Source organism: Bacillus sp. LJBV19 (assembly GCF_017797845.1).
GTDB lineage: Bacteria > Bacillota > Bacilli > Bacillales > Bacillaceae > Bacillus > Bacillus velezensis.
Genome location: NZ_CP072563.1, coordinates 270,113 through 292,295, shown reverse-complemented (window position 1 = coordinate 292,295; position 22,183 = coordinate 270,113). Strand labels below are relative to the sequence as shown.

Here is a 22,183-nt window from a genome sequence, read left to right as displayed (position 1 = left end):
TCATTGACAAAAATGTTAATAAGGACCCCAATTGATCAGGACGCCTATGCAAATAAACACAAGGCCGATGACAAACCAAATCAGCGCCAGCGGAATCATAAAACGAAGCCACTTTACGTACGGAATGCCGCTGGCAGCCAGTACGGCCATCAGCACGCCGGAAGTCGGATTGACACAGTTTACAACACCTTCTCCGAGCATGACCGCTTCAACCGCGACCTGTCTCGTGATGCCCATCAGATCGGCAAGCGGCGCCAAGATCGGAATAAATACGACCGCCTCCCCTGAGCCCGATGAAATCAGAAAATGAAGCAGGGCGCTGGAAATATACATTCCGATGGCGCCTGCCATCGGGCTGAAACCGTGCAGCAGTGACGCAAGTCCATTGACTACCGTATCAAGCAGCTTTCCATGTTCCAGGATAACGGAAATGCTTCTCGCCATTCCGACGATCAGCGCGCCGTAAACGAGCCCCTGACAGCCTGTAATAAACGTTTTTGCGATATCATTTGCCGCCATTCCCGCAATCAGGCCGGACACGATTGAGATAAAAATGAACACGGCGGCCATCTCTGAATCAGACCAGCCAAGAGTAAGCGCGCCGTATAAAAAGCCGGCAAGCGACAAAGCCGCGACAGCCAGAATCAATTTATGGCGGACGGTAAACGGGACATGCTTGTCCTCCGGCTCAGAAACCTGCGGGAGTGAACCTGCCGCCGGAAACCAATCGTTCCCCAGCAGACTGGCGTCCTTTGCTTTTCTGAGTTTTCTCGTATACCGATAAATATATAAAATAGATGATAACAGAAAACAAATGTAGACGGCAATCCGCAGGCCGATACCGGAAAACAGCGGCAGCTCCGCGATGCTTTGTGATAACCCGAGCGGTGAAGGCGATAAAATCGTCGCGTTAAATCCGGCATAACAGCCGATATAAATGACGGCCGCTCCGGCCACGGTGTCCCATTTCAGCGAACGGGCGACAATCAGGCCGATCGGAATAAAGCCGATCACGGAATTAACGACGATGCCGGTTGTGCCGAGGATCGAAAATAGAGATCCGACAATCGCAATAAACAGCAGCTGTTTTGTGCGGAACGTACTGATGACATTATTGATCAATCCATTGATGGCGCCCGTTTTCTCCAAAATCGCAATGGTGCCGCCCGTAAACAGGATTAAAAAAATAATCGGCGCGGAACTTGTCATCCCTTCCTGAATCGCGGTAAAAAAAGCGATCGGGCTGACAGGAGACTGGTCTAAAGAATGATAGCTTCCCGGGACGGCGGACGTCACACTGCCCTTTGTCACCCTGTCAAATTCCCCCGCGGGAACGATGTACGACGCTATCGCGCATAGTAAAGCGACAATGAACAGCAGCACATAAGCATCAGGCATCAAAAACAATTTCTTCTTTTTCAATACAGGTTCGGCCTTGGGAACAGCCATACCATCACCATCCCGCTTTAAATTTATAAACTATTCAGAAAATACAGATATGTGTGCTATATTATATACAGACCGATTGCCTGTTTTCAATATCAAAAATAAAAAACAGACAGCTTTTGAAGGAGGACTTACGGCATGAACAGACTCACAGAGCATGAAAAGCAAGTCATTATGGATATTTTTGACCACCTGCACGCCAATCCCGAAGTAAGCTGGAAAGAATATCAAACAACTGAATATCTGACTGAAAAACTGAAAGCGGCCGGCTGCCGGACCCGCACGTTTGATGATTGTACCGGTGTTGTCGGCGAAATCGGAGAAGGCTCGCCCGTTGTGGCTGTCCGGGCGGATATTGACGCGCTGTGGCAGGAAGTGGACGGTGTCTTTCAGGCGAACCATTCATGCGGACATGATTCACATATGACGATGGCGCTCGGCACGATGATGCTTTTAAAAAGTCAGCCGCAGCTTCCGAAGGGCACCATCCGCTTTATTTTTCAGCCGGCTGAAGAAAAAGGCGGCGGAGCGCTGAAAATGATTGAAAAAGGCGTACTGGATGATGTTGACTTCTTATACGGCGTGCACGTGCGCCCCGTACAGGAAACGGCAAACGGCCGATGCGCACCGTCCATTCTGCATGGCTCAAGCCAGCATATAGAAGGCCTGATTATCGGAGAAGAAGCCCACGGCGCGAGACCGCATCTCGGCCTTAACAGTATCGAAATCGCCGCTCTTCTCGTCCAAAAACTCAGCTTCATTCATCTTGATCCCGGCATCCCGCATTCCGTGAAGATGACAAAGCTTCAGGCAGGCGGAGAGAGTTCCAATATCATTCCGGGAAAAGCATCGTTCAGCCTTGATCTCCGCGCACAAACCAATGCCGCCATGGAGAAATTAACCGTCGAAACCGAAAGAGCCTGTGAGGCGGCTGCTGCCGCATTCGGCGCAAAAATTGAACTGCAAAAAGAACACAGCCTCCCGGCAGCCGAGCGAAACAAGGAGGCGGAAGCCATCATGGCATCTGCGATCAGCGGCATTCTCGGAGAAGAACATGTGGATGAACCTCTTGTGACAACCGGTGGAGAGGATTTTCATTTTTACGGGTTAAAGGTGCCGAACTTGAAAACGACGATGCTCGGCCTGGGATGCGGTCTGGAGCCGGGACTTCACCATCCCCAAATGACATTTGACCGAAGCGCCATCTTTACTGGCGTTGAGATATTAACGGCCGCCGTCCTCAAATCGTTTGAAGCATAAAAAAAAGCAGCCCGTTACAGGGCTGCTTTTCTTCATTACTTCTTCAGATCTTCAATTGAATTGACGTTTTTCATATACTGAGGAACGACCAGACCCATCTTGACGCCTGTCAGACTCGTTCCTACATCTTCATATTTGCCTTTATATTTAGACGCATATGCCTTATGGGTATTCGGAAGCCAAGCAGACAATGACGCATCCGCGCTGCCTGTCGCAATCGCAGTCCACATCGGTCCTGCCTCCACTTGCGTCAGCTTCACGTCATAGCCGAGGTCTTGAAATACTTTTCCGATTACATTCGTACTTGCGATTTCACTGTCCCACGCCACATAAGCCAGGTTGATTTTATCACCTTTTACTTTATGAGCGCCTTTTGTCCATTGAGCTACTTGATCTTTATGTTTTTTCACATATTCAGCAGCGGCTTTGGCCGGCTTTTCGCCTTCCTCAACGGCAATCATGACTTCTCCCATATCGTCCTGCGTCCATTTGAACTGGCTGAGAACTTTGGCCGCGTTAGGCTGTTCCTTACTGAAGCCGGTTCTTGTAATCGTATGAATCTGCTCGGCAGTTCCGTACGTTTTTTTCGGATCATCAAGGAACTTCAGCTTGTATCTGGAGAACATCCAGTGCGGCGTCCAGCCCGTTACGATGATCGGCTTTTTCCGGTCATATGATTTCTTCAATGTTGCCGTCATGGCAGCACTTGACGCCGTGACGACATTCCAGTCTTTCAATCCGTAATCGTTCACGGCCTCATCCGTCAGGGCCATGATCCCCGATCCCGGATCAATACCGATAATGGTTTTGTTCACCTGGTCCGCAGCCGTTGCCTTACCATCAGTCTGCGAACCGCAGGCAGCCAAAGAAAGAGCCAGCGCAGCGGTAACGCCGACACCGATGATTTTCTTAAGCATCAGGCATTCCCCCTGCTCTTCTTCTTCACTTTAATGTTTTGCGTGATACGGTCGAGTGTAATCGCTACGATAACGATCGCGATACCCGCTTCCACTCCGACACCGGTTTTCAACTGTGTCACGGCGCTGTATACTTCAGAACCGAGGCCCGGCGCACCGACCATGGCCGCGATAACGACCATTGACAAAGCAAGCATGATGCTTTGGTTAATACCGGCAAGAATCGTTTTTGTGGCAAGCGGAAGCTGGACCTTGAACAGACGCTGAGACGTCGTTGAACCGAATGCTTCCGTCGCTTCGATCAAATCAGCCGGAACTTGTTTAATACCGAGAACCGTCATGCGGATCGTCGGAGGCATCGCGAAAATAACAGATGCCACGACGCCTGGCACAACCCCGATATTAAAGAAGAAAATTGCAGGCAGCAGATATACGAAAGCCGGCATGGTCTGCATTAAATCCAGAATCGGTGTGACAATGCGGCGGACCGTTTCTTTCTGAGACGCCCATATGCCGATCGGAACCCCGATAATAATGGAAATCAAAACAGATGTGACGACAAGCGCCAACGTTTGCAGCATCGGCGACCAATAACCCAAATAATCAATAACAAGGAATCCGATTAACGTAAAGAGTGCAATTCCTCTCGTACTGATCCACCAAGCGAGAGCTGCAAAAATAACAGTCAATAAAATAGACGGGATGAAACCCAAACCGCTCACAATCGCGTTTACGAAAGCGGCCAAACCGTTTGAGATTCCGTCAAAGAAACCTCCGAACGTCATGGTAAGCCAGTCAACAAACCGGTCAACGATATCTGCTAACGGAATTCTAGGCAATCTGTCCATTTACTTCACCCCCTGAACAGAAGAATCCTGAGCTTGTTCAGCAGAATCTTCAACATTTATATAATCGTTATTTCCTGAAAGCGCGCCGATTAATGCGCCTTTCACGACAATGCCTTTCATGCGGTCCTTATCGTCCGTGACGGCGATCGGAATATTCGCATCAGACACGACATCGAAAATTTCCGTCAAGTACGTGCTTTCGTGCACAGTCGTAAATTCAGTATTTAAAATATCCTGAAGCGATAAGTCGGATTCCACCGCTTTTTTCGCATCCGCCGCGTGAATGACGCCAAGAAGCTGTTTCTGTTTATCAACGGCGTAAATAGAAGAAATACCGAGATTCTTCATGAGCTGCAGCGCTACACGAGGCCCTTTGTCAATCCGCACGGTTTCAGCGCGCTTCATGATGTGGCCCGCTGTCAGAACTTTGGATAAATCAACGTCCTCAACGAATTTCTCAACGTATTCATTGGACGGGCTCATCAGAATTTCTTCAGGCGTCCCGATCTGAACGATGTTACCGTCTTTCATCAGCACGATTCTGTCGCCGATGCGCAATGCTTCATCAAGGTCATGCGTGATGAAGATGATCGTCTTGCCGACAGAGTCATGAAGGTCTAAAAGCTCATCCTGCATGTCTTTGCGGATCAGCGGATCAAGCGCACTGAAAGCTTCATCCATCAGAAGAATGTCAGGATCATTCGTCAATGCGCGGGCAAGTCCGACACGCTGCTGCATTCCTCCGCTGAGCTGATCTGGGAATTGGTGTTCAAAGCCTTCAAGACCGACAAGTTTAAGCGAATCAAGCGCTTTTTGCTCACGCTCTTTTTTGTCGACGCCTTGAAGCTCCAGGCCGTATTCCGTATTTTCAAGAATTGTTCTGTGCGGAAACAGCGCAAATTTTTGAAAGACCATGCTGATTTTTTTCCGGCGCACTTCCCGGAGCTGGTCTTTTGACATATTTGTTATCATGTCACCATCAATATAAATATTCCCGGCAGTCGGTTCAATAAGCCGGTTTAACAGCCGAACTAAAGTTGATTTACCGCTCCCCGATAGACCCATGATGACAAATATCTCCCCATCATATACATCAAAGTTTGCTTGATTGACACCAACGGTTGATCCGGTCGCTTTCAGGATCTCTTTTTTGTTTTTTCCGCTGGACAGCATCTGAATGGCTTTTTTTGTCTGTTTTCCGAAAACCTTAGATACATTTTCGACTTTTATCTTAATTGGTTTCTCATCCAAATTCATATTTTCCCTCCATAATAAGCAATCTTTAATACCGTAACACGTTTGTAATAAGTCAAACAAACATCATAATCCCTTTTATTTTGTATCATTACTTTAAAAACATCCCTGTGTCTTATTTTCCTCTGGTATGCTTCTAAATACTCTCTAATCCTCCTTATTGAGGATAAATTATAAAGGAAACCGGGCTTTTATCAGGCTTGAGAACGTTTCCATCGAATGTGCTGCAAACTGATTTCCTATCCTTTTTTTACAAATACAAGAATTTTTTTGCGACATTGTCCCGGAAAAAGAAGTTTTCCCCTCCTAAAAATAAGGGATATTAAGGAAAAATATAGGTCTGCCAACAGACAGCTCACTAAAAAAAGCACCTCAAAAGGGTGCTCATTGCGCAAGCTCAGTCTGTTTCGTTTCTTTTCCGAGAATAATAATGGTGATGACAGCAACCAGGATGGCCGCACAAAAGACGGCGAAAATTGCTGTAAACGAAACGTTCCGGGCTGCAAGCGATCCGACGAGAAGCGGACCGAAAATGCCGCCGATTCTGCCGACCGCCGCCGTTGTTCCGGAACCGGTCGCACGGATCGCCGCAGGATACTGCTCCGGTGTATAGGCGTAAAGCACGCCCCATGCGCCGAGATTGAAGAAGGACAGCAGCATGCCCGCTGTGAGCAGCATGGCCAATGAATCCGCGGCACCGAAGAAATAAGCGCTGCCCGCCGTTCCGAGCAAATAGATGACTAAGATGGTCTTCCGCCCCGCTTTTTCGATCAGCCACGCCGCAGAGAAATATCCGGGAAGCTGGGCAAGTGTCATCAGAAGGACGTATTCGAAGCTCTCAATCATGCTGTAGCCTTTCATCAGCATCACGCTCGGCAGCCATAAAAACATGCCGTAATATGAAAAGACGACGCAGAACCAAACGACAGACAGCAGCACCGTCGGCCGGATATACGGTTTCATCCAGACACTTCCTGCCTGCCCGCGTATGCTTTTTTTCTGCGGCAATGCCTGATGCGCCGGTGATTCCGGAAGGCTTTTCCGCAAGTACAGCGCATAAAATGCGGCCAGCGCCGTTAAGAGCAGCGCGGCCTGCCAGCCGAATGACGGTATGACAAAGTAGGAAATCACCGCCGCAAGAAGCCAGCCCGCGGCCCAAAAGCTCTCAAGCAGCACGATAGTCCGTCCCCGCTTTTCGGGAGCGGACGCTTCTGACACGAGCGTCGAGGCGACAGGCAGTTCCCCGCCAAGCCCCATTCCGATCAGAAAACGCAATATGAGAAAAACCGTCAATCCCGTTGCGAAAGCGGATATGCCGCTTCCGACAGAAAAGAATAACAGCGTGATCATAAACACTTTTTTCCGGCCGATCCTGTCGGCCAGCATTCCGAATACAAAGGCGCCCGCTGCCATACCGATGGAATTGACGCTTCCGATCCATTTCATTTGATCGGGTGTTAAATTCCAATCAGTGTGAAGCGCGGCGATAATAAACGATAAAATTCCGACATCCATCGCATCAAACAGCCAGCCCATTCCGGCAATCGCCAGAAGTTTTCGCGGAGTGACGGCAGGTTGTTTGTTCATAAGCAGCACCTCAAATCGAAAATGATTACCGTATAAGTTTACACCTGTCTTTACACATTGTCATTATCTTTTTTCGCAAAAAAATCCCGCTTGCCGTAAGCAAGCGGGGTGTTCGTTAATTCTTTAAGACTGCGTTTTTAATATTATCCTGAAGCTGTTGAATCCGTTTCGCGCCGTCTTCTCTGATACGTCTGTTCTCTTCTTCGATCTGTTTCGTTTCCTGCATACCGCTGACAATCGTATTCCAAGACGTTTCAATCGTCTCAATGTCAATGCTCGGACGGCCTGCCATACGGGCAATTTCCACGCTTTGGTTTGAGATATTTTCAGCGTTTCGCTTCAGCATTTCATTCGTGCGGCGGTCCAGCTCGCTCATTGAATCAGCCACAAGCTTTTGCCGTTTGACTGTGACAGCCTGAATGATGCCGTTTTTAAAAATCGGAATCGTAATGACGAAAGCGGAATTGATTTTCCCGATGAGCTTCGTATTTCCGCGCTGAAGGAGGCGGATCTGCGGCGCCGTTTGCAGCGCCACCATCCGCGCCATATCTAAATCATACACACGCTCCTCAAGCGCCTGAAGCCCGTCACGAAGCGTATCGAGCTGCATTTGCGCAAGCTGGTTTCCGCCTGCCGCTTTTTCTTCATAAGAAGGAATGAGCGCCTGCATTTCCTCAAGCTTCATCTGCCCGGCAACGACATATTTTTCAAGCTCCATGTAGTAGTTAATGTTGTTTTCATACATCTCTTCAAGCGTATGGTTCGTCTTTGCCATTTCATCTTTGTATTTTGAAATTTCGACGTGGATTTTTTCAATTTCTCCGCCCAGGGTGCGGTACTTTTGAAAAATCTTTTCAATCATGCTGTTGCCGCGTTTGAACATTTTAGCGAGAAATCCTTTTGGTTCATCGAAATCATTTTTGTCGAAACGGTCCATGATTTTTCCGAGCTGCGTCAGCATTGTGCCTGAATCCGTGACACTTGTTGTTTTCATCATATTTAAGATGCGGTCTGAGAACTTCGAGATTTCAACTGCCGGTTCTTTTCCGTACTCAAGCAGCTCCATTTGGTTTTTCACGTCAATCTGCTGCGAAATGCGCTGCACCTCAGGGTCTTGGCGCAGCTGCACCCTGATGTCATCTGCTTTCTGTTCAGAAATCTCTTCATTTTTATCAAGAACAAGCGGATTTTGATTTTCTGTCATGTTTATTTACTCTCCCTGCTTTTGCGTAATGGTTCTAAACAGCTTTCTTACGAGTGACGGCTCCTTATATTCCTGCCGAAACACCATATCCTCCAGCCAATGGACATCAAATTGGCTTTCTTCAATATAATGCTCAATGTCCTGATGGCCCGGCGGATTATACAGGATGATATCGACGCCGAATTTATTTAAAAACAACAGAGCGGCGGCGTCAGAACGTGTGAGTTCGCCATTTTGTTCCGTATGATATAAAACGAGTTTCGGAACGGTTTGGGCGTAATCAAACGTCTGAATCAATTGCAGCAGCGAAGCGGGCAGGTTCGTCGCCTGGCGGAACAAATAGATTGCGGCATCCCTTGCCTGCTCGCCGGGCAAAGCCTTCAGCCCGGGGTTTCTGCACATGTCAGAAATCACATTGGCGATGGCGCTCTGCACACCTGAAGGCAGATGCTTGTACTGCCAGATGTTGCTTCTTTTCAGCCTGTCCGCGTCAATCGCTCCTTCTTCGTTCAAAACCTGACTGTAGTGATACTGGTAGTTGGCTTTCAGCTCTTCCGTAAACGGAAAACTGCGGATCATGTGTGTCTCCTGATAGTCTGCGGCGGTATGGAGTCTGTTCCAATATTCTTTCGTATCTTTGGAAACCCCCATCACTTTCGCAAAAAGGTTCGGAACGGCCACCCGCTCCCTGTCCGCTTTAAATTGCGGCCGGATAAACGCCCGCTCCTTCGCAATGAGAAATAACTCATCATACGTCGTTTTTAATGTCACGGACTGCGGGGTATGATCCCTGAACTGCCAAGGCTTATACATCATAGATTCCTCATGATTCAGCACATGCTCAATTTCTTTCGTTGACCGGTAGGCCGTCGTGGACGTTCTGTCCGGCTTTTCTTTCGGGAATGGCTCAAGGCCGCCTGTTGCGGGGAGCTTTATCACAAAGCTGAGTTCCTCATCCGGATCAATCAAGCTGAACGGATCTTCCGCAGCCGGATGAAACAATAGGACGTCACAGCCGATCAGCATTATATAATAGAGAAAATAGAGCTGGCTTTTGGTAGCGTCTCCATACCACACCACCTTCGGCATCTCACGCTCTATATCGGCTTGTTCGAGCCATGGATTCAGGTGGTTCAGCGAAAACTTTGACACATCCAAGAGCACACGCCGGAAATCGGGATGATTCAGCCCGTTTTCATGCCGGTCCGCAAAGGTTTCCAAAAGCGTCATAAACGCGGTTCTCAGCCGGCGGTGCATAAGCGGATCAGCGTGTTTGGCAAGCAGCCTGCCTCCATCGAGAAACGCGACAAACCTGGAAACCGAAAGCCCTTTCTCCTTTTGATTGACGGAATGAATGTGCTGGAGCGCCTGAAACGTTTCAGGCGCGATAGTCTTATCCAGCGTCTCGCTTAACACATGGATGTTTTCATGAGAAGACAGCTCGAAAAGCTTATTGTAATACTCCGTCTCATCATAAGGAGTGCCCAAAATCCGGACGGCAAGCCGGGTAAACGCCAGCCCGTTTTCCCGCTCATAACCGGGACGTTCCGGCAGCGGCCGCATCAGAAACGTTTCCCAGTCATCGTTTTCCGGCTCGGCCTTTCGGATCACCAATTCTTCCTGCTTCATCATTTTCCTCCTTTCTCTTCATGATTATCGGTACAAAAAAGGAAGGAAATGAACTCTCCCTCCTTTTTTGTTTTATTCTTCTTTAGATGCAGCCGTTTGCTCTTGAACCTGCTTTTGTTTGTTGAAATAGTGGATAATAAACGTTACCACAAACGCAGCGATGATGATTCCGAAGAACACCACGTGCGGCATTTCATAATCAAAGGCGCTCGCCGCCATTTTCACGGCGATAATCCCGATCAGCACAAAAGCCGTATTTTCAAGCTCAGGGATTTTATCAATTAAAACAAGGAATACTTTTGCGACTGTACGCATCATGAGAATGCCAAGCATACCGCCGATCAAGAGCACCCACACTTTTTCCGATACCGCAAACGCGGCCAGAATGCTGTCAACAGAGAAGGCCAGATCCATTAACTCAACTGAAACGACAGTGGCCCAGAAAATTCCGAACGTACGGACCATCCATGAATTTTTCTTCATGCCTTCTGTATCGTCATCACCTTCTCCGATCCAGAAATGCTTAATGACGAGCCAAGCCAGGTACAGCGCGCCAAGCACTTTGATCCACCAGAACTTAATGAGCAGCATTCCGATCCCGATAAAGATAAAACGGAAAATATATGCCCCGAACAATCCGTATGTTAATGCTTTCTTCCGCTGTTTTTCAGGCAGATGCCTTACCATAACCGCAAGCACTAACGCATTGTCGGCCGACAGCAGCCCTTCCAGCAGAACCAAGGAACCGATCAGCCCCCATGATACAGGGTCAGTCAGCACCTCACCCCACATTTTCCAATCAAAAAAGGAAGCGTAGGTCGACATAATATGATGTAGAAAATCCAAGTTTTTTCCTCCTATTTAGTAAAACGGTAATTTCCTGCTTACACCTGCAAGCCGTAATTCCGGCAAAGTGATGCCAGACCGCCGGAAAACCCGCTGCCGATGGCGTTAAACTTCCACTCAGCCCCATGGCGGTAAAGCTCACAAACGACAACCGCCGTTTCAATCGAGAAGTCTTCCCCTAAATCGAAACGAAGCAGTTCATTCTGGCTGTTTTCATCGACGACGCGCACGAACGCGTTAGACACTTGTCCGAAATTTTGGCCGCGCGCTTCCGCATCATGAATCGTGACGGTGATGCCGATCTTTTCAATATTTGCGGGTATTTTTGAGAAGTCGACGATAATTTGTTCATCGTCTCCCTCGCCCTCGCCCGTCCGGTTGTCTCCCGTATGGATGACGCCCCCGCTCGGGTGTTCCAGGTTATTGTAGAAAACAAAATCAAGATCATTTACACAGTTGTCATGGGCATCGACAAGAAAAGCCGACGCGTCAAGGTCAAAGTCATGCCCTCCGGAGTACTTGTTCGTATCCCAGCCTAAGCCGATCACCGCTTTTGTAAGACCGGGGTTCGTTTTTGTCAGATCAACACGCTGTCCTTTCGCCAATTGAATAGCCATGTGCTGTCTCTCCCTTCTGTGTTTGATATGGTTCAGCCGATTTGCAGGCCGTAATCTGTCGCAATACGGGCCAGTCCGCCTTGGTAGCCTGAGCCGATCGCGGAAAATTTCCATTCGCCGTTATGTCTGTAAAGCTCCCCTGCGATAATGGCTGTTTCAATTGAGAAATCTTCAGCCAGATCATAACGGATCAGCTCTTCATTTGTTTCTTCATTGACAATGCGCACGAACGCGTTGGAAACTTGTCCGAAGTTTTGGCCGCGCGCTTCCGCTTCATGAATCGTGATGACGAATGAAATTTTGTCAATAGCGGCAGGCACCGCGCTCAGGTTGACCCTTACGCTTTCGTCATCGCCTTCGCCCTGGCCTGTCAGGTTGTCGCCTGAATGTGCGACAGAGCCGTTTCCGCCTTCAAGCTGATTATAGAAAATGAAATCATCGGGCGACGCGCATCTTCCTGCTTCATTTAATAGAAAGACGCTGGAATCTAAATCAAAGTCATGTCCGCCGTCGTATTTGTTTGTATCCCAGCCAAGGCCGACAACGACTTTAGAAAGACCCGGATTTGTTTTAGTCAAATCTACTTTTTGTCCTTTTGCCAATGAAATTGCCATGAGTGCACTCTCCTTTTTATCGTTTAGGCGTATCGGTTAACGATATCGCCGATTTTTGTATCGTTTGTGCCTTCTCCTACTGCGGCGAATTTCCACTCGCCGTCCTGGCGGTAGATTTCAGCCGCGATCAGGCTCGTTCTGCCTGAATAGTTATCTCTTAAATTGTAAGTCACCAGTTCTTCGCGATTAGCCTGATCAACAACGCGGATGAACGCGTTTTGAATCATGCCGAAGTCCTGTTTTCGTCTGACGCAGTCGTAAATATTGACGACAAACACAAGTTTATTAATCTGAGCGGGCACTTTCGCTAAATCGATGAGAATTTGTTCATCATCGCCGTCGCCTTCACCCGTCAGGTTGTCACCCGTATGTACGACACCGCCGCACCGGCTTTTCAGATTGCCGAAATAGATGACGTTTTTGCTGTCTGTCATTTTATCATTTTCAAGCATCAGTACGGAAGCGTCACAGTCGATATTGGCACCGCCTCCGCCGAACAGCTTTCCGAAAAAGCCCCCGGATGATACAGGGTCCCAGCCGAGTCCGACCAGCAGTTTTGACAGGCCGGCTTTTCCTTTAGTTAAATCAATCCGCTGTCCTTTTTGTAAAGAGATCGCCATATGATTCACTCCTATTCTGTAAGGGTGCCGCTAAGCACGCCGCAAGTGCGCATTTTTACTAAATTCCGGGACAAGAATCCCGGTGTTTATTAAGATATACGTCTTTTATTATATCAAAGTTTCATAAAACATAAGAATTTTTGGCGAAAAACGGCGAAAAATCACTTCCTATATTCTCCTTCGTCCGGAGAGAATAGAGAAAACAAAGAAATTGACGGGGACTGAACATTTTTCCTATCCTTGTATCAATACATGTCAGGAAAGGGGCAGACGAGTGATTGATTTAAGCATACTTGATCAGGCGCCCGTATCCAAAGGAAACGGGCCGCACGAGACGCTCCGCCATTCAGCGGAACTCGCCCGCCTCAGTGAAGGATGGGGCTATAAGCGGTACTGGTTTGCCGAGCATCACGGCACAAGAGGACTCGCAAGCGTTTCGCCGGAAATTATGATCGCTCATACCGCCGCAGCCACAACGTCCATCCGTGTCGGATCAGGCGGCGTGCTGCTGCCGCAGTACAGCCCCTATAAAGTCGCAGAAACTTTCCGTCAGCTTGAGGCGCTGCATCCGAACCGGATTGACCTCGGGGTCGGACGCTCACCGGGCGGCACAACGAAAATCCGGCTCGCCCTCACAGACGGGGTAAAGAAAAGCATGACCGAGTTTAACAGGCAGCTTGAGGATTTATCATCCTTTCTGACAGATTCGATTCCCTCGGACCACGCTTATGCAGGAATAAAAACAGCGCCTTTGATTGAAACAGCCCCGCAGCTTTGGGTGCTCGGACTCGGGGAAAACAGCGCCAGACGCGCCGCTCTTCAAGGTGCGGGCTATGTCTTCGGCCATTTCATTAATCCGGAACGCGGGGAAAAAGCTTTTCAGATCTATCGGGACCATTTCCGGGCCTCCGCCCATTTTTCCGCTCCCGCCTCGCTCTGTGCCATTTTCGTCATATGCGCGGCTACGGATGAGAAAGCGGAAGAACTCGCGTTAAGCCAGGATTTATGGCTTCTTCGTGTCGGAAAAGGCGCCGACAGCCGCGTGCCGAGTGTGGAAGAAGCGAAGGCTTATCCGTATTCGCCGGAGGACCGTAAACAGATAGAAGAAAACAGGAAGCGGATGGTGATCGGCTCTCCTGCCGCAGTGAAACGCCGTCTGCTTGAACTTTCCGAGCGGTATCAGACAAAAGAGATAATGGTGCTGTGCAACGTCTTTGATTTCGAAGCAAAAAAAGAGTCATATGAGCGTCTTGCTGATATATTTCTGTAAAAAAAAGCCGTAAAACGGAGCAGCAGATGAGACTGCTGCACCGCTTAACGGCGGTTTTTTCGTTCTTTTCCTTTTTTAAACGCATTCCAAATCCCCTGCAGCGTAAACCCGAGCAGAAGCAGAATGATTAACAGTAAAGTGATTGACGGCCCCGGAGGCGTTCCGAGCTGGTACGAAGACGTCAGCCCCATGAACACACTGAAAAGAGAAATAATAATGGCCGCCGCAAACACCCATTTAAACCCTTTGGCAATACGGATTGCAAAAGCCGCGGGCAGTACGAGGAGCGCGGAAACGAGCAGCACGCCGATAATCGGAATAATGACCGAAATCGCCAGCCCCGTCACGATGCTGAATGACATTGACAGGAGGTTTGTGTTAATGCCTGATGTCTTCGCCGTCGCCTCGTCAAAGGTAAGCAGATAGAGCGGTCTGTTTAATATAATGAAATAAAGCAGAATCAGCAGGGTAATACCTCCGATAATATAGACCTGCTGCTGGCTGACCGTGACAAGCGATCCAAATAAATATTGATCGATGCTCATCGATGCGCCGCCTTTTGACAGGCTGATCAGAAACATCGCAAACGACAGCCCGGCCGCCATTAAGATTGCGATAGATACCTCTGAATATGTACGGTACGCCCGCCGCATGTATTCAATGCCGATCGCTCCGATCGTGACGACAACAATGCTCGCCGCCGTAATATTGGTACTGAGAAAAAAACCGATGGCCACGCCCGACAATGAAATATGAGACAGCGTATCCGCCATCAGCGCCTGTCTTCTCAGCACGAGATATACGCCTAATATCGGCGCCATAATTCCGATCATGCTTCCCGCTAGAAAAGCTCGTCGCATGAATTCCAAGTCAAACATTTCCATCCGCCTTTTTCCCCCCTCTCAAGCCGTATAACTTTATCCAGATACTGCTGTACTTCGTTTTGTTCGTGTGTCACCATGACGACGGTGCGGTTGTGATTTTTCACCTGATGGTGCATAAATTCGTAGAAACCCTGTCTGCTTTCATAATCAACCGCGGTTGTCGGCTCATCAAGCATCAGCAGGTCCGGATTGCTCGCAAGCATTCTCGCAATGCAGATTTTCTGCTTCTGTCCGCCGGATAAATCGCCGATTTTCCGGTGGCGGAAATCCCACATTTCCACCATCTTCAGCGCGTTTTCCACCTCGTGGTGATCCGTTTCGTTCAATCGTTTAAACCATTTTCCTTTCGTATAACGGCCTGATTGCACAAGCTCCAGAACCGTGCTTGGGAATCCTGCGTTAAATGAAGAAATCTGCTGCGGAACATAGCCGATTGTCAGGCGTTTTCCGGCTGCGTTTTTTTTACTGATCTCGGCCGTTCCTTCCCAAGGTCTGAGCATGCCGAGCATGACTTTCATCAGCGTCGATTTTGACGCGCCGTTCGGTCCTGTAATGCCGACGAATTCGCCGCTTTTGATTTCCAGCGACACGCCGTCAAGCACCGGTGTATGCGAATAACCAAAAACGATATCTTTTAATGTAACGAGATTCATGCTGACCTTCCTTTCCCGCATAGAAATAGTGTGCACCCCGCGGCGCACACTATGTTATTTAACCAATAGCGAATCTTTCAGTGCATCAAGGTTTTTCTCCATAATGTCGATATAACCGATGCCTTTATCCCGTTCTTTTTGGCTTAAACCTTCCAGTGTATTGAGCACTTCCGTTTTCGCGCCGATTTCACCGGCAAGCGTATCTGCAACTTTAGGCGATGCAACTTCTTCAAAGTAGATGATCTTCACATCATGCTTTTTGGCAAACGTTTTGAGATCCGCCAGTTTGGCCGCACTCGGCTCTTCTTCAGGAGAAAGGCCTGCAATCGCGACTTGTTTTAAGCCGTATTCTTTGGCGAGATAGCTGAATGCCGCGTGCTGTGTGATCAATTCTTTTTTCGCCGCTTTATTTAATGTTGTACGGTATAGTTTATCAAGATCCTGCAGTTTTGCAATATATTCTTTACTATTTTTCTCATAGTATGCTTTATTCTTCGGGTCCTGTTTTACGATCTGCGCCGTAATGGTTTTGACCTCTTTTTGCGCAAGAACCGGGCTGAGCCACACGTGAGGGTCCATGCTGTGGCTGTGGTCATGACCGCCGTGTCCATGTTCCTCTTCCTCTTCATCCGAACCTTCGAGTAAGTCAATTCCTTTTGACGCCTTTACAAACTTCGCATGATCAGAGCTCATGCTTTTTTCCGCTGAAGGAACCCATGTCTCCATATATTCGCTGTTGTATACGAAAAGATCGGCGTTTTGAATGCCGGCGATATCCTTCGGCGTCGGCTCCCAATCATGGGGTTCGACCGAAGACGGGATGAGAATGTCTACATCGCCTTTGTCTTTGACAATTTGTTTCGTGAATTCGTACATAGGATAAAAGGTCGTCACGACGTGCAGTTTGCCGCTTTTCGAAGAACCTGACGAACCTTTTGAAGATGAATTGCCGCAGCCCGCCGCGATTAAAAAGCATGCCGCAATGACAATGATTCCGCTCCATTTTTTAAACAAGCCGTTTCCCCCTGTTCTGTAAATCAGAATGATGACGATTTCCAAAGCGTACTTTCTCGTTCATTTGTTACCTATACCATAATAAAACGAAGTAATTACGTTTTGCAAGATATTTTTTTCTAAATTGATATCCGATTTACCTAAAAAGCCCCCGCCATGTATGGACGGGGGCGTCGTATCACATATCAGGCTAGCAGATAAACTCTTGTTTCATAAGGGCGGAATGTGATGCGGGATTCCGTGCCGCCATCATTTTCATAGTTGCTGAGAAGCAGCTCGGCCCTTTCAGGTTCGGAGCCGTCCGGCCAATAAAAGGCGGCCTCTTCTTTCGATACGTTGCTGATGGACATGAGTTTTTGTCCGTTTGCCTGTCTTTCATACACAAACAGCTGCGGGTCATCAGGAAGCAGCAGCGTGTAGCTGCCTTTTATGATATCAGCATACTGTTTTCGCAGGCGGATCAGTTTTTTGTAAAAGTTCAATATAGAATCGGGATCATCCTGAGCCTCGGCCGCATTGACGGTTTTGTAATTGGGATTGACCGTGAGCCACGGTTCGCCCTCCGTAAATCCGGCATTCTTGCTGCCGTCCCACTGCATCGGTGTACGGGCATGGTCCCGGCTTTTCGCCATAATGGACGCCATGACTTCTTCTCTGTTGCGGCCCATTTCAAATACCCTTTTATGATACATATTGACGGTCTGAATATCTTGATAATCCTCTATTCTGTCAAACGGAGCGTTTGTCATGCCGATTTCTTCCCCCTGGTAAATGTACGGCGTGCCTTTCATGAAATAAAGCAGGGCGGCAAGCATTTTGGCGGATGATTTGCGGTATGTGCCTTCGTCTCCGAAACGGGATACGATCCGGGGCTGGTCATGATTGCACCAATACAGCGTATTCCAGCCTTGATGTTCCAGTTTTTCCTGCCAGTCTGTGAGCACTTTCTTTAAATCGGACAGCTCAAGCGGTTTTACATCCCAATGCTCTTGGCCCGGCTTTTGATCAAGCTCCATATGCTGAAAATGAAAAATCATATTCAGTTCATGCTCATCGGTTCCCGTGTAGACGAGCCCTTCCTCAGGCGTCACTGATCCGGCCTCGCCGACCGACATCACGTCATATTTGGAAAATACCTCTTTCGTCATTTCTTTTAAGTAATCATGTATCCGTGCCCCGTTTGGCCGGAAAGGCTTCGGATCGGCTCGGCGGGCGATGTAATCTTCATATGGCGGCAAATATTCTTTTTTTGACAGAAGATGAAGCTGGTCTATTCGCAATCCGTCCACGCCTTTATCGAGCCAAAATCTCATCATCTCGTATACTGATTGCCGAACCTCGGGATTTTCCCAATTCAGATCGGCTTGTTTGACGGCGTTCATATGCAGGTAATATTCGCCCGTATGTTCTTCGTACTGCCAGACGGATTGTCCGTAATCCGACACCCAATCGGTCGGCGGGCCGTCCGCGGTGCCCGGCCGCCAAATATAATAATCGCGGTATTTGCTGTCCGGATTCATTTCCGCCTCTTTGAACCAAGGATGCTCCGTGGAGGTATGATTTAAGACGAAATCCATCACAAGCTTTAATCCGCGGCTGCGGCATTCTGTAAGCAGATCGTGAAAATCCTCCATCGTTCCGTAGGATTCCATAACCGCTTGATGATCCGTCACATCGTAGCCGTTATCAACGTTTGGCGACGGGTAAATCGGGCAGATCCATATCACATCAGCGCCAAGTTCTTTTATATAATCGAGACGCGCGATAACCCCCCGCAGGTCGCCTATGCCGTCGCCGTTCGTATCTTGAAAGCTTCGCGGATAGATTTGATAGACAACGGCGTCTTTCCACCAGTCATTCGCCATAAAGTTTAATCTCCTTTATTTTTAATAGATTATTTCCTTGTTTTTATTAAATGTAAACAAGGTCTTCCCTATATTCCCCAAACGCAATATGACCACTTGAGCCACAGACCGAAAAATAAAAAAATCCAATTATTACAAGATATATTTACAAAATTGCAATAATTGGTTATTATTTGATTATTCTGAGTTATGAGAAGGCACTGCCTCAATTGAAGCAAAAAGCGCCAAAGACTTACTGGAAGAAATAGGGGACAATTACGAAGTTACGATTGAGTAGAGTAATCGAGAAGAACTTAGCTGTCCTAAGTTCTTCTCTTTATTGTATTTAACATTATCGGAAAGGATTAAATCATGATTAAAAACAGAGCGCTTCTTTTTGTTGTCAGCAGTAATTTTATACACAAATTAACTGAAAATATATATGACCTCGTTCTCCCCTTATTAATACTTTATTTCACAAACTCTCCAATTTTAATGGGGGTTTGCTACGCTTTAGGTTTTTTGGCGGATTTTCTTGCAGCATATTTTGGCGGTGCCGTTATAGATTCATATAATAGAAAAAAGGTACTTATCTTCATTTCAATATCCCAGGCATTCCTCATTTCTTTCATTCCGATCTTCCATGAATTTCAGATCCTAACGGCACCCCTTGTCTTATTTATTGCTTTTTTTATTGATCTGCTGATCGCGATGTATGGTTTAACTGACATATCTATCATTCCTGAAATCGTGAAAAAGAGTGATCTGCCCTCAGCTAATTCTTTTTCTCAGATCGCTTTATCAATAGCTACTTCAATCGGCCCTTCAATAGCCGGTTTATCATTAACCATATTTGGTTTATTTAACAGCCTATGGTTTACGTTTTCAGGTTTTTTGATCCTTACCTTCTCGCTTAGATTAATAAACTACTCAGATAAAGAGATAACAGCTGCTGCAACTCCTAAGGAAATTCTCAGGAAAAGTTTTGAGGGTCTTAAATATACCCTCTCGATTAAAGTCTACAAGCTGCTGACGTTATGGAACCTATTTATAAATTTAGGGTTAACAGGTGCGGTTCTCATGATTATGTTCAAACTCAAAGAAGAGCTTCATATCACGGAAACACAAATCGGTTTCATTTATACGCTAAGTGCTGCAGGCGGAATCATTAGCGGTCTTATTCTTCCCTACGTGCACCGTTTTTTCAAGTCAGCACATGCATTGTTTATTTCATCTTTCATGACTGCATTGTCTTTACTGATTCTTGCACACAGCGATCATTGGCTGACAATCGGAATTCTTAATTCCATTTTAATGGGGAGCATAGGTTTGAATTCCAGACTTGTAAGTTTGCTTTTTCAGACTCATGTCCCTGCTGATTATTTAGGACGAGTTTTTAGCGGTTCAAGGCTCATCTCAACATTACTGGCTCCCCTTAGTGTTTTAGCCGCAGGCTATTTTTCTCATAAACTTGGTACTTTGCATGTGTTCCAGGCAGGCTCATTTATTATAATATTGACAAATATTGTTTTTCTGTTCACTTCACTTCGACACGAAGACTGGCGTCTCCTAAAGGAAGAAAGTGACGTTAAAAATGAGAAATTAGTATAATTTTCACTCCAGCTGAGACGGATAAAGCGTCATGCCTCCGTCGACGAAAAGTGTCGTTCCGGTTACGTAACTCGCTTCTTCCGACACCATCCATGCGGCGGCCGCGGCGACTTCTTCCGGTTTTCCGAAGGCGTTCATCGGAATTTTTTTCAGCTGGGCCTGTTTATGTGTTTCATCTTCCAGATCCTTATTGGACTCCGTGGCGATCGTGCCGGGAGCGATGGCATTCACCCGGATGCCTTTGTCTGCATAATTGAGCGCCATCGTTTCCGTCATCATTTTGATTCCGCCTTTGGATGCCGAGTACTGCACGTTTTCAGGGCGGGGTATTTGCTGATGAACGCTCGATATGTTTAAGACCGTTCCTTTTTTGCCGCGCTCGAGCATATGTTTCAGTGCCGCTTTCGCCCCCAAAAAGGTGCCGGTCACGTTGACGTCGATGACCCTTTGCCAATCCTCCAGGCTCATTTCATGGGGCATCGCTTCGGCTCCGTTAAAGCCCGAATTGTTGACCATCACGTCCACGCCCCCGAAATGCTCCTGCGCGGCATGAAACAGCGCCTGAATCCCTTCTTCTGAGGATACATCGGCTTTTACGGTGACGGCTCGGCCTCCCGCTTTCTCAATGATGTCCGCCGCTTCTTCCGCTCCGGCGGAATCACCGAGGTAGTTCACAACCACATTCATCCGCTCCTTGCCGAAGCGTTCGGCAATGGCCTTTCCGATTCCTTTCGAAGAACCTGTTACGATTGCTGTTTTTCCCTGTAAATCCTGATACATTGTCTCTTTTCCTCCCTGATGTTAATACAGAGCATGTACCCGGTTTTGATCGGCTGAAAACAAAAGAGATCATAAAAAGAACGATGAAACCGAAGCTCCCTCGTTCTTTTTTTTCATTATGCGTAGTTGTTCATTTGCAGCCTTTTTTGCACGCCGACAAGCCTGCTGAAAAAATAAGATGCCGCTTTGTAGTTCTCCCGTTGATGAAAGAAATGAGCCGCGTCCTGAAGCAGTTCCTCTGTGTCAGCCAACAGCTCTTTTGATTCCAGAATGTCAAAATACTCTTTGAGCGAATCCTGTCCGCCTTCCCCCTGATAAAGCTCTTTAATCAGACGGAATTTCGTCAGATAGATCTCATCTTCCCATTCCGCCGCGCTTCTCATGCCCCGCGCGCAGCTGGCGGCGGCTTCACTGTATTTTTCCGTTTTAAAGTAGATATGCGTGAGTGAAAAAACAGCCTGGATGACCTGCCGGAAGCTGTGTGCTTCAAATCCGGCAGCCGCCCGTTCAAAATCCTCCGCCGCTTTGCAAAAGTCACCCAGACTGTACATACAGTGCCCGATATTATAATAGGCCGCAGCAATCATATATTGATCATCAAGCCGCTCCGCGTGCTCCAAGGCGCATTCGAGGTATTCCAGCGCTTTTTTATGCTGCTGGGCGTCCATCAGATTTCCGGCAATGATAAATTTGCACTGCACCCTTCTCATTCCGTATAATTCATATTTCTTGTAAATATCAAGCGCCTGTCCCGCGTAATTCATCGAAAAGAAAGTCTGCTTGATATGATAGTACACCTCAGAAATTTTATACAAAAACTCGGCTTTCTCTATGTCATCTTCCACATATTCAAGCTTTTCCTCAGCCCGCTTATAATGAGAAATCGCTGAGATGAAGTTTTTCTGCTTAAATTCATACATTCCCCTGAAATAGTAAAAATAATATTCCAGTAAGCCGGTCAGCTTTTGCTGGTTCATCTCAATCTCAGTGAGCATTTCAGAGAACGGAGGCTGGCAGTCGCCGTCTTTCATGGGTTTTAATTTATCCAGCATGATGCGGTGCCGAAATTCCATCAATGAAAAATACAACAATAAATCCTGGTTCTCTTCCATATCTTCGAGTTCAAATTGAATCTCCCGCTTCAGCGCTTCAGCTTTATCGGCTTCAAACGCGCGGATCAGCTTATACCATTCATTCATCTTTACGGCCACTTCTTCAGATGGAATCTTGGATTTCATAGATTTGCCTCCTTCCTCCGGCTACTAATTATGTTATATTTTATCAT

General features: G+C 47.5%; 20 protein-coding genes. 3 read left to right on the top strand and 17 right to left on the bottom strand.

Annotated elements, in window-relative coordinates; all coding sequences use genetic code 11:
• Nucleotides 1-15 precede the first annotated feature (15 nt).
• The gene (locus J6600_RS01580; protein WP_209387858.1) at nt 16-1,449 is read right to left on the bottom strand and encodes a YfcC family protein; all 1,434 of its coding nucleotides are present in this window, start codon (nt 1,447-1,449) and stop codon (nt 16-18) included.
• A 135-nt stretch (nt 1,450-1,584) separates the two neighbouring features.
• Here J6600_RS01580 and J6600_RS01575 point away from each other — a divergent pair, with 135 nt between their 5' ends.
• Nucleotides 1,585-2,706, top strand: a complete 1,122-nt coding sequence (locus tag J6600_RS01575; protein WP_209387857.1) for a M20 peptidase aminoacylase family protein — start codon at nt 1,585-1,587, stop codon at nt 2,704-2,706.
• A 35-nt stretch (nt 2,707-2,741) separates the two neighbouring features.
• Here the strand turns inward: J6600_RS01575 and J6600_RS01570 are convergent, their stop codons facing one another.
• From J6600_RS01570 to J6600_RS01525, 10 genes are all read right to left on the bottom strand, one after another.
• On the bottom strand, nt 2,742-3,623 hold the full coding sequence (locus J6600_RS01570) for a glycine betaine ABC transporter substrate-binding protein (RefSeq protein WP_077721760.1): 882 nt from the start codon (nt 3,621-3,623) through the stop codon (nt 2,742-2,744).
• Entirely contained in the window at nt 3,623-4,471 is an 849-nt protein-coding gene (opuAB, locus tag J6600_RS01565; RefSeq protein ID WP_003156639.1) for a glycine/proline betaine ABC transporter permease subunit OpuAB, read from the bottom strand. Before opuAB ends, J6600_RS01570 begins: the two co-directional genes overlap by 1 nt.
• A complete protein-coding gene (gene opuAA / locus J6600_RS01560; protein ID WP_003156640.1) occupies nt 4,472-5,728 on the bottom strand; it encodes a glycine/proline betaine ABC transporter ATP-binding protein OpuAA in 1,257 nt (418 codons plus the stop codon). It lies immediately after the preceding gene.
• A 381-nt stretch (nt 5,729-6,109) separates the two neighbouring features.
• Nucleotides 6,110-7,312 carry an MFS transporter gene (locus J6600_RS01555; RefSeq protein WP_209387856.1) on the bottom strand — a complete coding sequence of 401 codons (1,203 nt, stop codon included), beginning with the start codon at nt 7,310-7,312 and terminating at the stop codon, nt 6,110-6,112.
• Nucleotides 7,313-7,427: 115 nt separating this feature from the next.
• On the bottom strand, nt 7,428-8,516 hold the full coding sequence (locus tag J6600_RS01550; protein WP_007609246.1) for a toxic anion resistance protein: 1,089 nt from the start codon (nt 8,514-8,516) through the stop codon (nt 7,428-7,430).
• A 6-nt stretch (nt 8,517-8,522) separates the two neighbouring features.
• Nucleotides 8,523-10,145 (bottom strand): YceG family protein, encoded by a 1,623-nt coding sequence (locus J6600_RS01545; RefSeq protein ID WP_159353744.1) that lies wholly within the window; start codon nt 10,143-10,145, stop codon nt 8,523-8,525.
• 72 nt (nt 10,146-10,217) lie between these two features.
• Complete coding sequence (locus tag J6600_RS01540) at nt 10,218-10,991, bottom strand: TerC family protein (RefSeq protein ID WP_003156644.1); 774 nt, start codon at nt 10,989-10,991, stop codon at nt 10,218-10,220.
• A 38-nt stretch (nt 10,992-11,029) separates the two neighbouring features.
• Complete coding sequence (locus J6600_RS01535; protein WP_003156645.1) at nt 11,030-11,608, bottom strand: TerD family protein; 579 nt, start codon at nt 11,606-11,608, stop codon at nt 11,030-11,032.
• Between the two features lie 32 nt (nt 11,609-11,640).
• Complete coding sequence (locus J6600_RS01530) at nt 11,641-12,222, bottom strand: TerD family protein (protein ID WP_003156648.1); 582 nt, start codon at nt 12,220-12,222, stop codon at nt 11,641-11,643.
• 23 nt (nt 12,223-12,245) lie between these two features.
• Nucleotides 12,246-12,842 carry a TerD family protein gene (locus tag J6600_RS01525; protein WP_015239102.1) on the bottom strand — a complete coding sequence of 199 codons (597 nt, stop codon included), beginning with the start codon at nt 12,840-12,842 and terminating at the stop codon, nt 12,246-12,248.
• Nucleotides 12,843-13,116: 274 nt separating this feature from the next.
• Here J6600_RS01525 and J6600_RS01520 point away from each other — a divergent pair, with 274 nt between their 5' ends.
• Entirely contained in the window at nt 13,117-14,112 is a 996-nt protein-coding gene (locus tag J6600_RS01520) for an LLM class flavin-dependent oxidoreductase (protein ID WP_209387855.1), read from the top strand.
• Nucleotides 14,113-14,156: 44 nt separating this feature from the next.
• Here the strand turns inward: J6600_RS01520 and J6600_RS01515 are convergent, their stop codons facing one another.
• From J6600_RS01515 to J6600_RS01500, 4 genes are all read right to left on the bottom strand, one after another.
• Complete coding sequence (locus J6600_RS01515) at nt 14,157-14,996, bottom strand: metal ABC transporter permease (protein ID WP_007409044.1); 840 nt, start codon at nt 14,994-14,996, stop codon at nt 14,157-14,159.
• Nucleotides 14,954-15,649 carry a metal ABC transporter ATP-binding protein gene (locus tag J6600_RS01510; protein ID WP_021495283.1) on the bottom strand — a complete coding sequence of 232 codons (696 nt, stop codon included), beginning with the start codon at nt 15,647-15,649 and terminating at the stop codon, nt 14,954-14,956. The genes J6600_RS01515 and J6600_RS01510 overlap by 43 nt, the downstream gene beginning before the upstream one ends.
• 54 nt (nt 15,650-15,703) lie before the next feature.
• Entirely contained in the window at nt 15,704-16,663 is a 960-nt protein-coding gene (locus J6600_RS01505; protein ID WP_029973931.1) for a metal ABC transporter substrate-binding protein, read from the bottom strand.
• A gap of 185 nt (nt 16,664-16,848) precedes the next feature.
• Entirely contained in the window at nt 16,849-18,528 is a 1,680-nt protein-coding gene (locus tag J6600_RS01500) for a glycoside hydrolase family 13 protein (RefSeq protein ID WP_209387854.1), read from the bottom strand.
• 351 nt (nt 18,529-18,879) lie between these two features.
• Between J6600_RS01500 and J6600_RS01495 the strand changes: the two genes are divergently transcribed.
• Nucleotides 18,880-20,118, top strand: a complete 1,239-nt coding sequence (locus J6600_RS01495) for an MFS transporter (protein WP_209387853.1) — start codon at nt 18,880-18,882, stop codon at nt 20,116-20,118.
• A gap of 3 nt (nt 20,119-20,121) precedes the next feature.
• Here J6600_RS01495 and J6600_RS01490 read toward each other — a convergent pair whose 3' ends face one another.
• Nucleotides 20,122-20,898, bottom strand: coding sequence for a glucose 1-dehydrogenase (locus J6600_RS01490; RefSeq protein ID WP_017419351.1), 777 nt, complete (start codon nt 20,896-20,898; stop codon nt 20,122-20,124).
• Between the two features lie 116 nt (nt 20,899-21,014).
• Nucleotides 21,015-22,136 carry a response regulator aspartate phosphatase gene (locus J6600_RS01485; RefSeq protein ID WP_014416837.1) on the bottom strand — a complete coding sequence of 374 codons (1,122 nt, stop codon included), beginning with the start codon at nt 22,134-22,136 and terminating at the stop codon, nt 21,015-21,017.
• Nucleotides 22,137-22,183: the final 47 nt, after the last annotated feature.

What these genes read in the sequence shown, in the direction of transcription:
- J6600_RS01580 (WP_209387858.1), bottom strand. Translation starts at nt 1,449, where the DNA reads ATGGCTGTTCCCAAGGCCGAACCTGTATTGAAAAAGAAGAAATTGTTT.
- J6600_RS01575 (WP_209387857.1), top strand. Translation starts at nt 1,585, where the DNA reads ATGAACAGACTCACAGAGCATGAAAAGCAAGTCATTATGGATATTTTT.
- J6600_RS01570 (WP_077721760.1), bottom strand. Translation starts at nt 3,623, where the DNA reads ATGCTTAAGAAAATCATCGGTGTCGGCGTTACCGCTGCGCTGGCTCTT.
- opuAB (WP_003156639.1), bottom strand. Translation starts at nt 4,471, where the DNA reads ATGGACAGATTGCCTAGAATTCCGTTAGCAGATATCGTTGACCGGTTT.
- opuAA (WP_003156640.1), bottom strand. Translation starts at nt 5,728, where the DNA reads ATGAATTTGGATGAGAAACCAATTAAGATAAAAGTCGAAAATGTATCT.
- J6600_RS01555 (WP_209387856.1), bottom strand. Translation starts at nt 7,312, where the DNA reads ATGAACAAACAACCTGCCGTCACTCCGCGAAAACTTCTGGCGATTGCC.
- J6600_RS01550 (WP_007609246.1), bottom strand. Translation starts at nt 8,516, where the DNA reads ATGACAGAAAATCAAAATCCGCTTGTTCTTGATAAAAATGAAGAGATT.
- J6600_RS01545 (WP_159353744.1), bottom strand. Translation starts at nt 10,145, where the DNA reads ATGAAGCAGGAAGAATTGGTGATCCGAAAGGCCGAGCCGGAAAACGAT.
- J6600_RS01535 (WP_003156645.1), bottom strand. Translation starts at nt 11,608, where the DNA reads ATGGCTATTCAATTGGCGAAAGGACAGCGTGTTGATCTGACAAAAACG.
- J6600_RS01530 (WP_003156648.1), bottom strand. Translation starts at nt 12,222, where the DNA reads ATGGCAATTTCATTGGCAAAAGGACAAAAAGTAGATTTGACTAAAACA.
- J6600_RS01525 (WP_015239102.1), bottom strand. Translation starts at nt 12,842, where the DNA reads ATGGCGATCTCTTTACAAAAAGGACAGCGGATTGATTTAACTAAAGGA.
- J6600_RS01515 (WP_007409044.1), bottom strand. Translation starts at nt 14,996, where the DNA reads ATGGAAATGTTTGACTTGGAATTCATGCGACGAGCTTTTCTAGCGGGA.
- J6600_RS01510 (WP_021495283.1), bottom strand. Translation starts at nt 15,649, where the DNA reads ATGAATCTCGTTACATTAAAAGATATCGTTTTTGGTTATTCGCATACA.
- J6600_RS01500 (WP_209387854.1), bottom strand. Translation starts at nt 18,528, where the DNA reads ATGGCGAATGACTGGTGGAAAGACGCCGTTGTCTATCAAATCTATCCG.
- J6600_RS01495 (WP_209387853.1), top strand. Translation starts at nt 18,880, where the DNA reads ATGATTAAAAACAGAGCGCTTCTTTTTGTTGTCAGCAGTAATTTTATA.
- J6600_RS01490 (WP_017419351.1), bottom strand. Translation starts at nt 20,898, where the DNA reads ATGTATCAGGATTTACAGGGAAAAACAGCAATCGTAACAGGTTCTTCG.
- J6600_RS01485 (WP_014416837.1), bottom strand. Translation starts at nt 22,136, where the DNA reads ATGAAATCCAAGATTCCATCTGAAGAAGTGGCCGTAAAGATGAATGAA.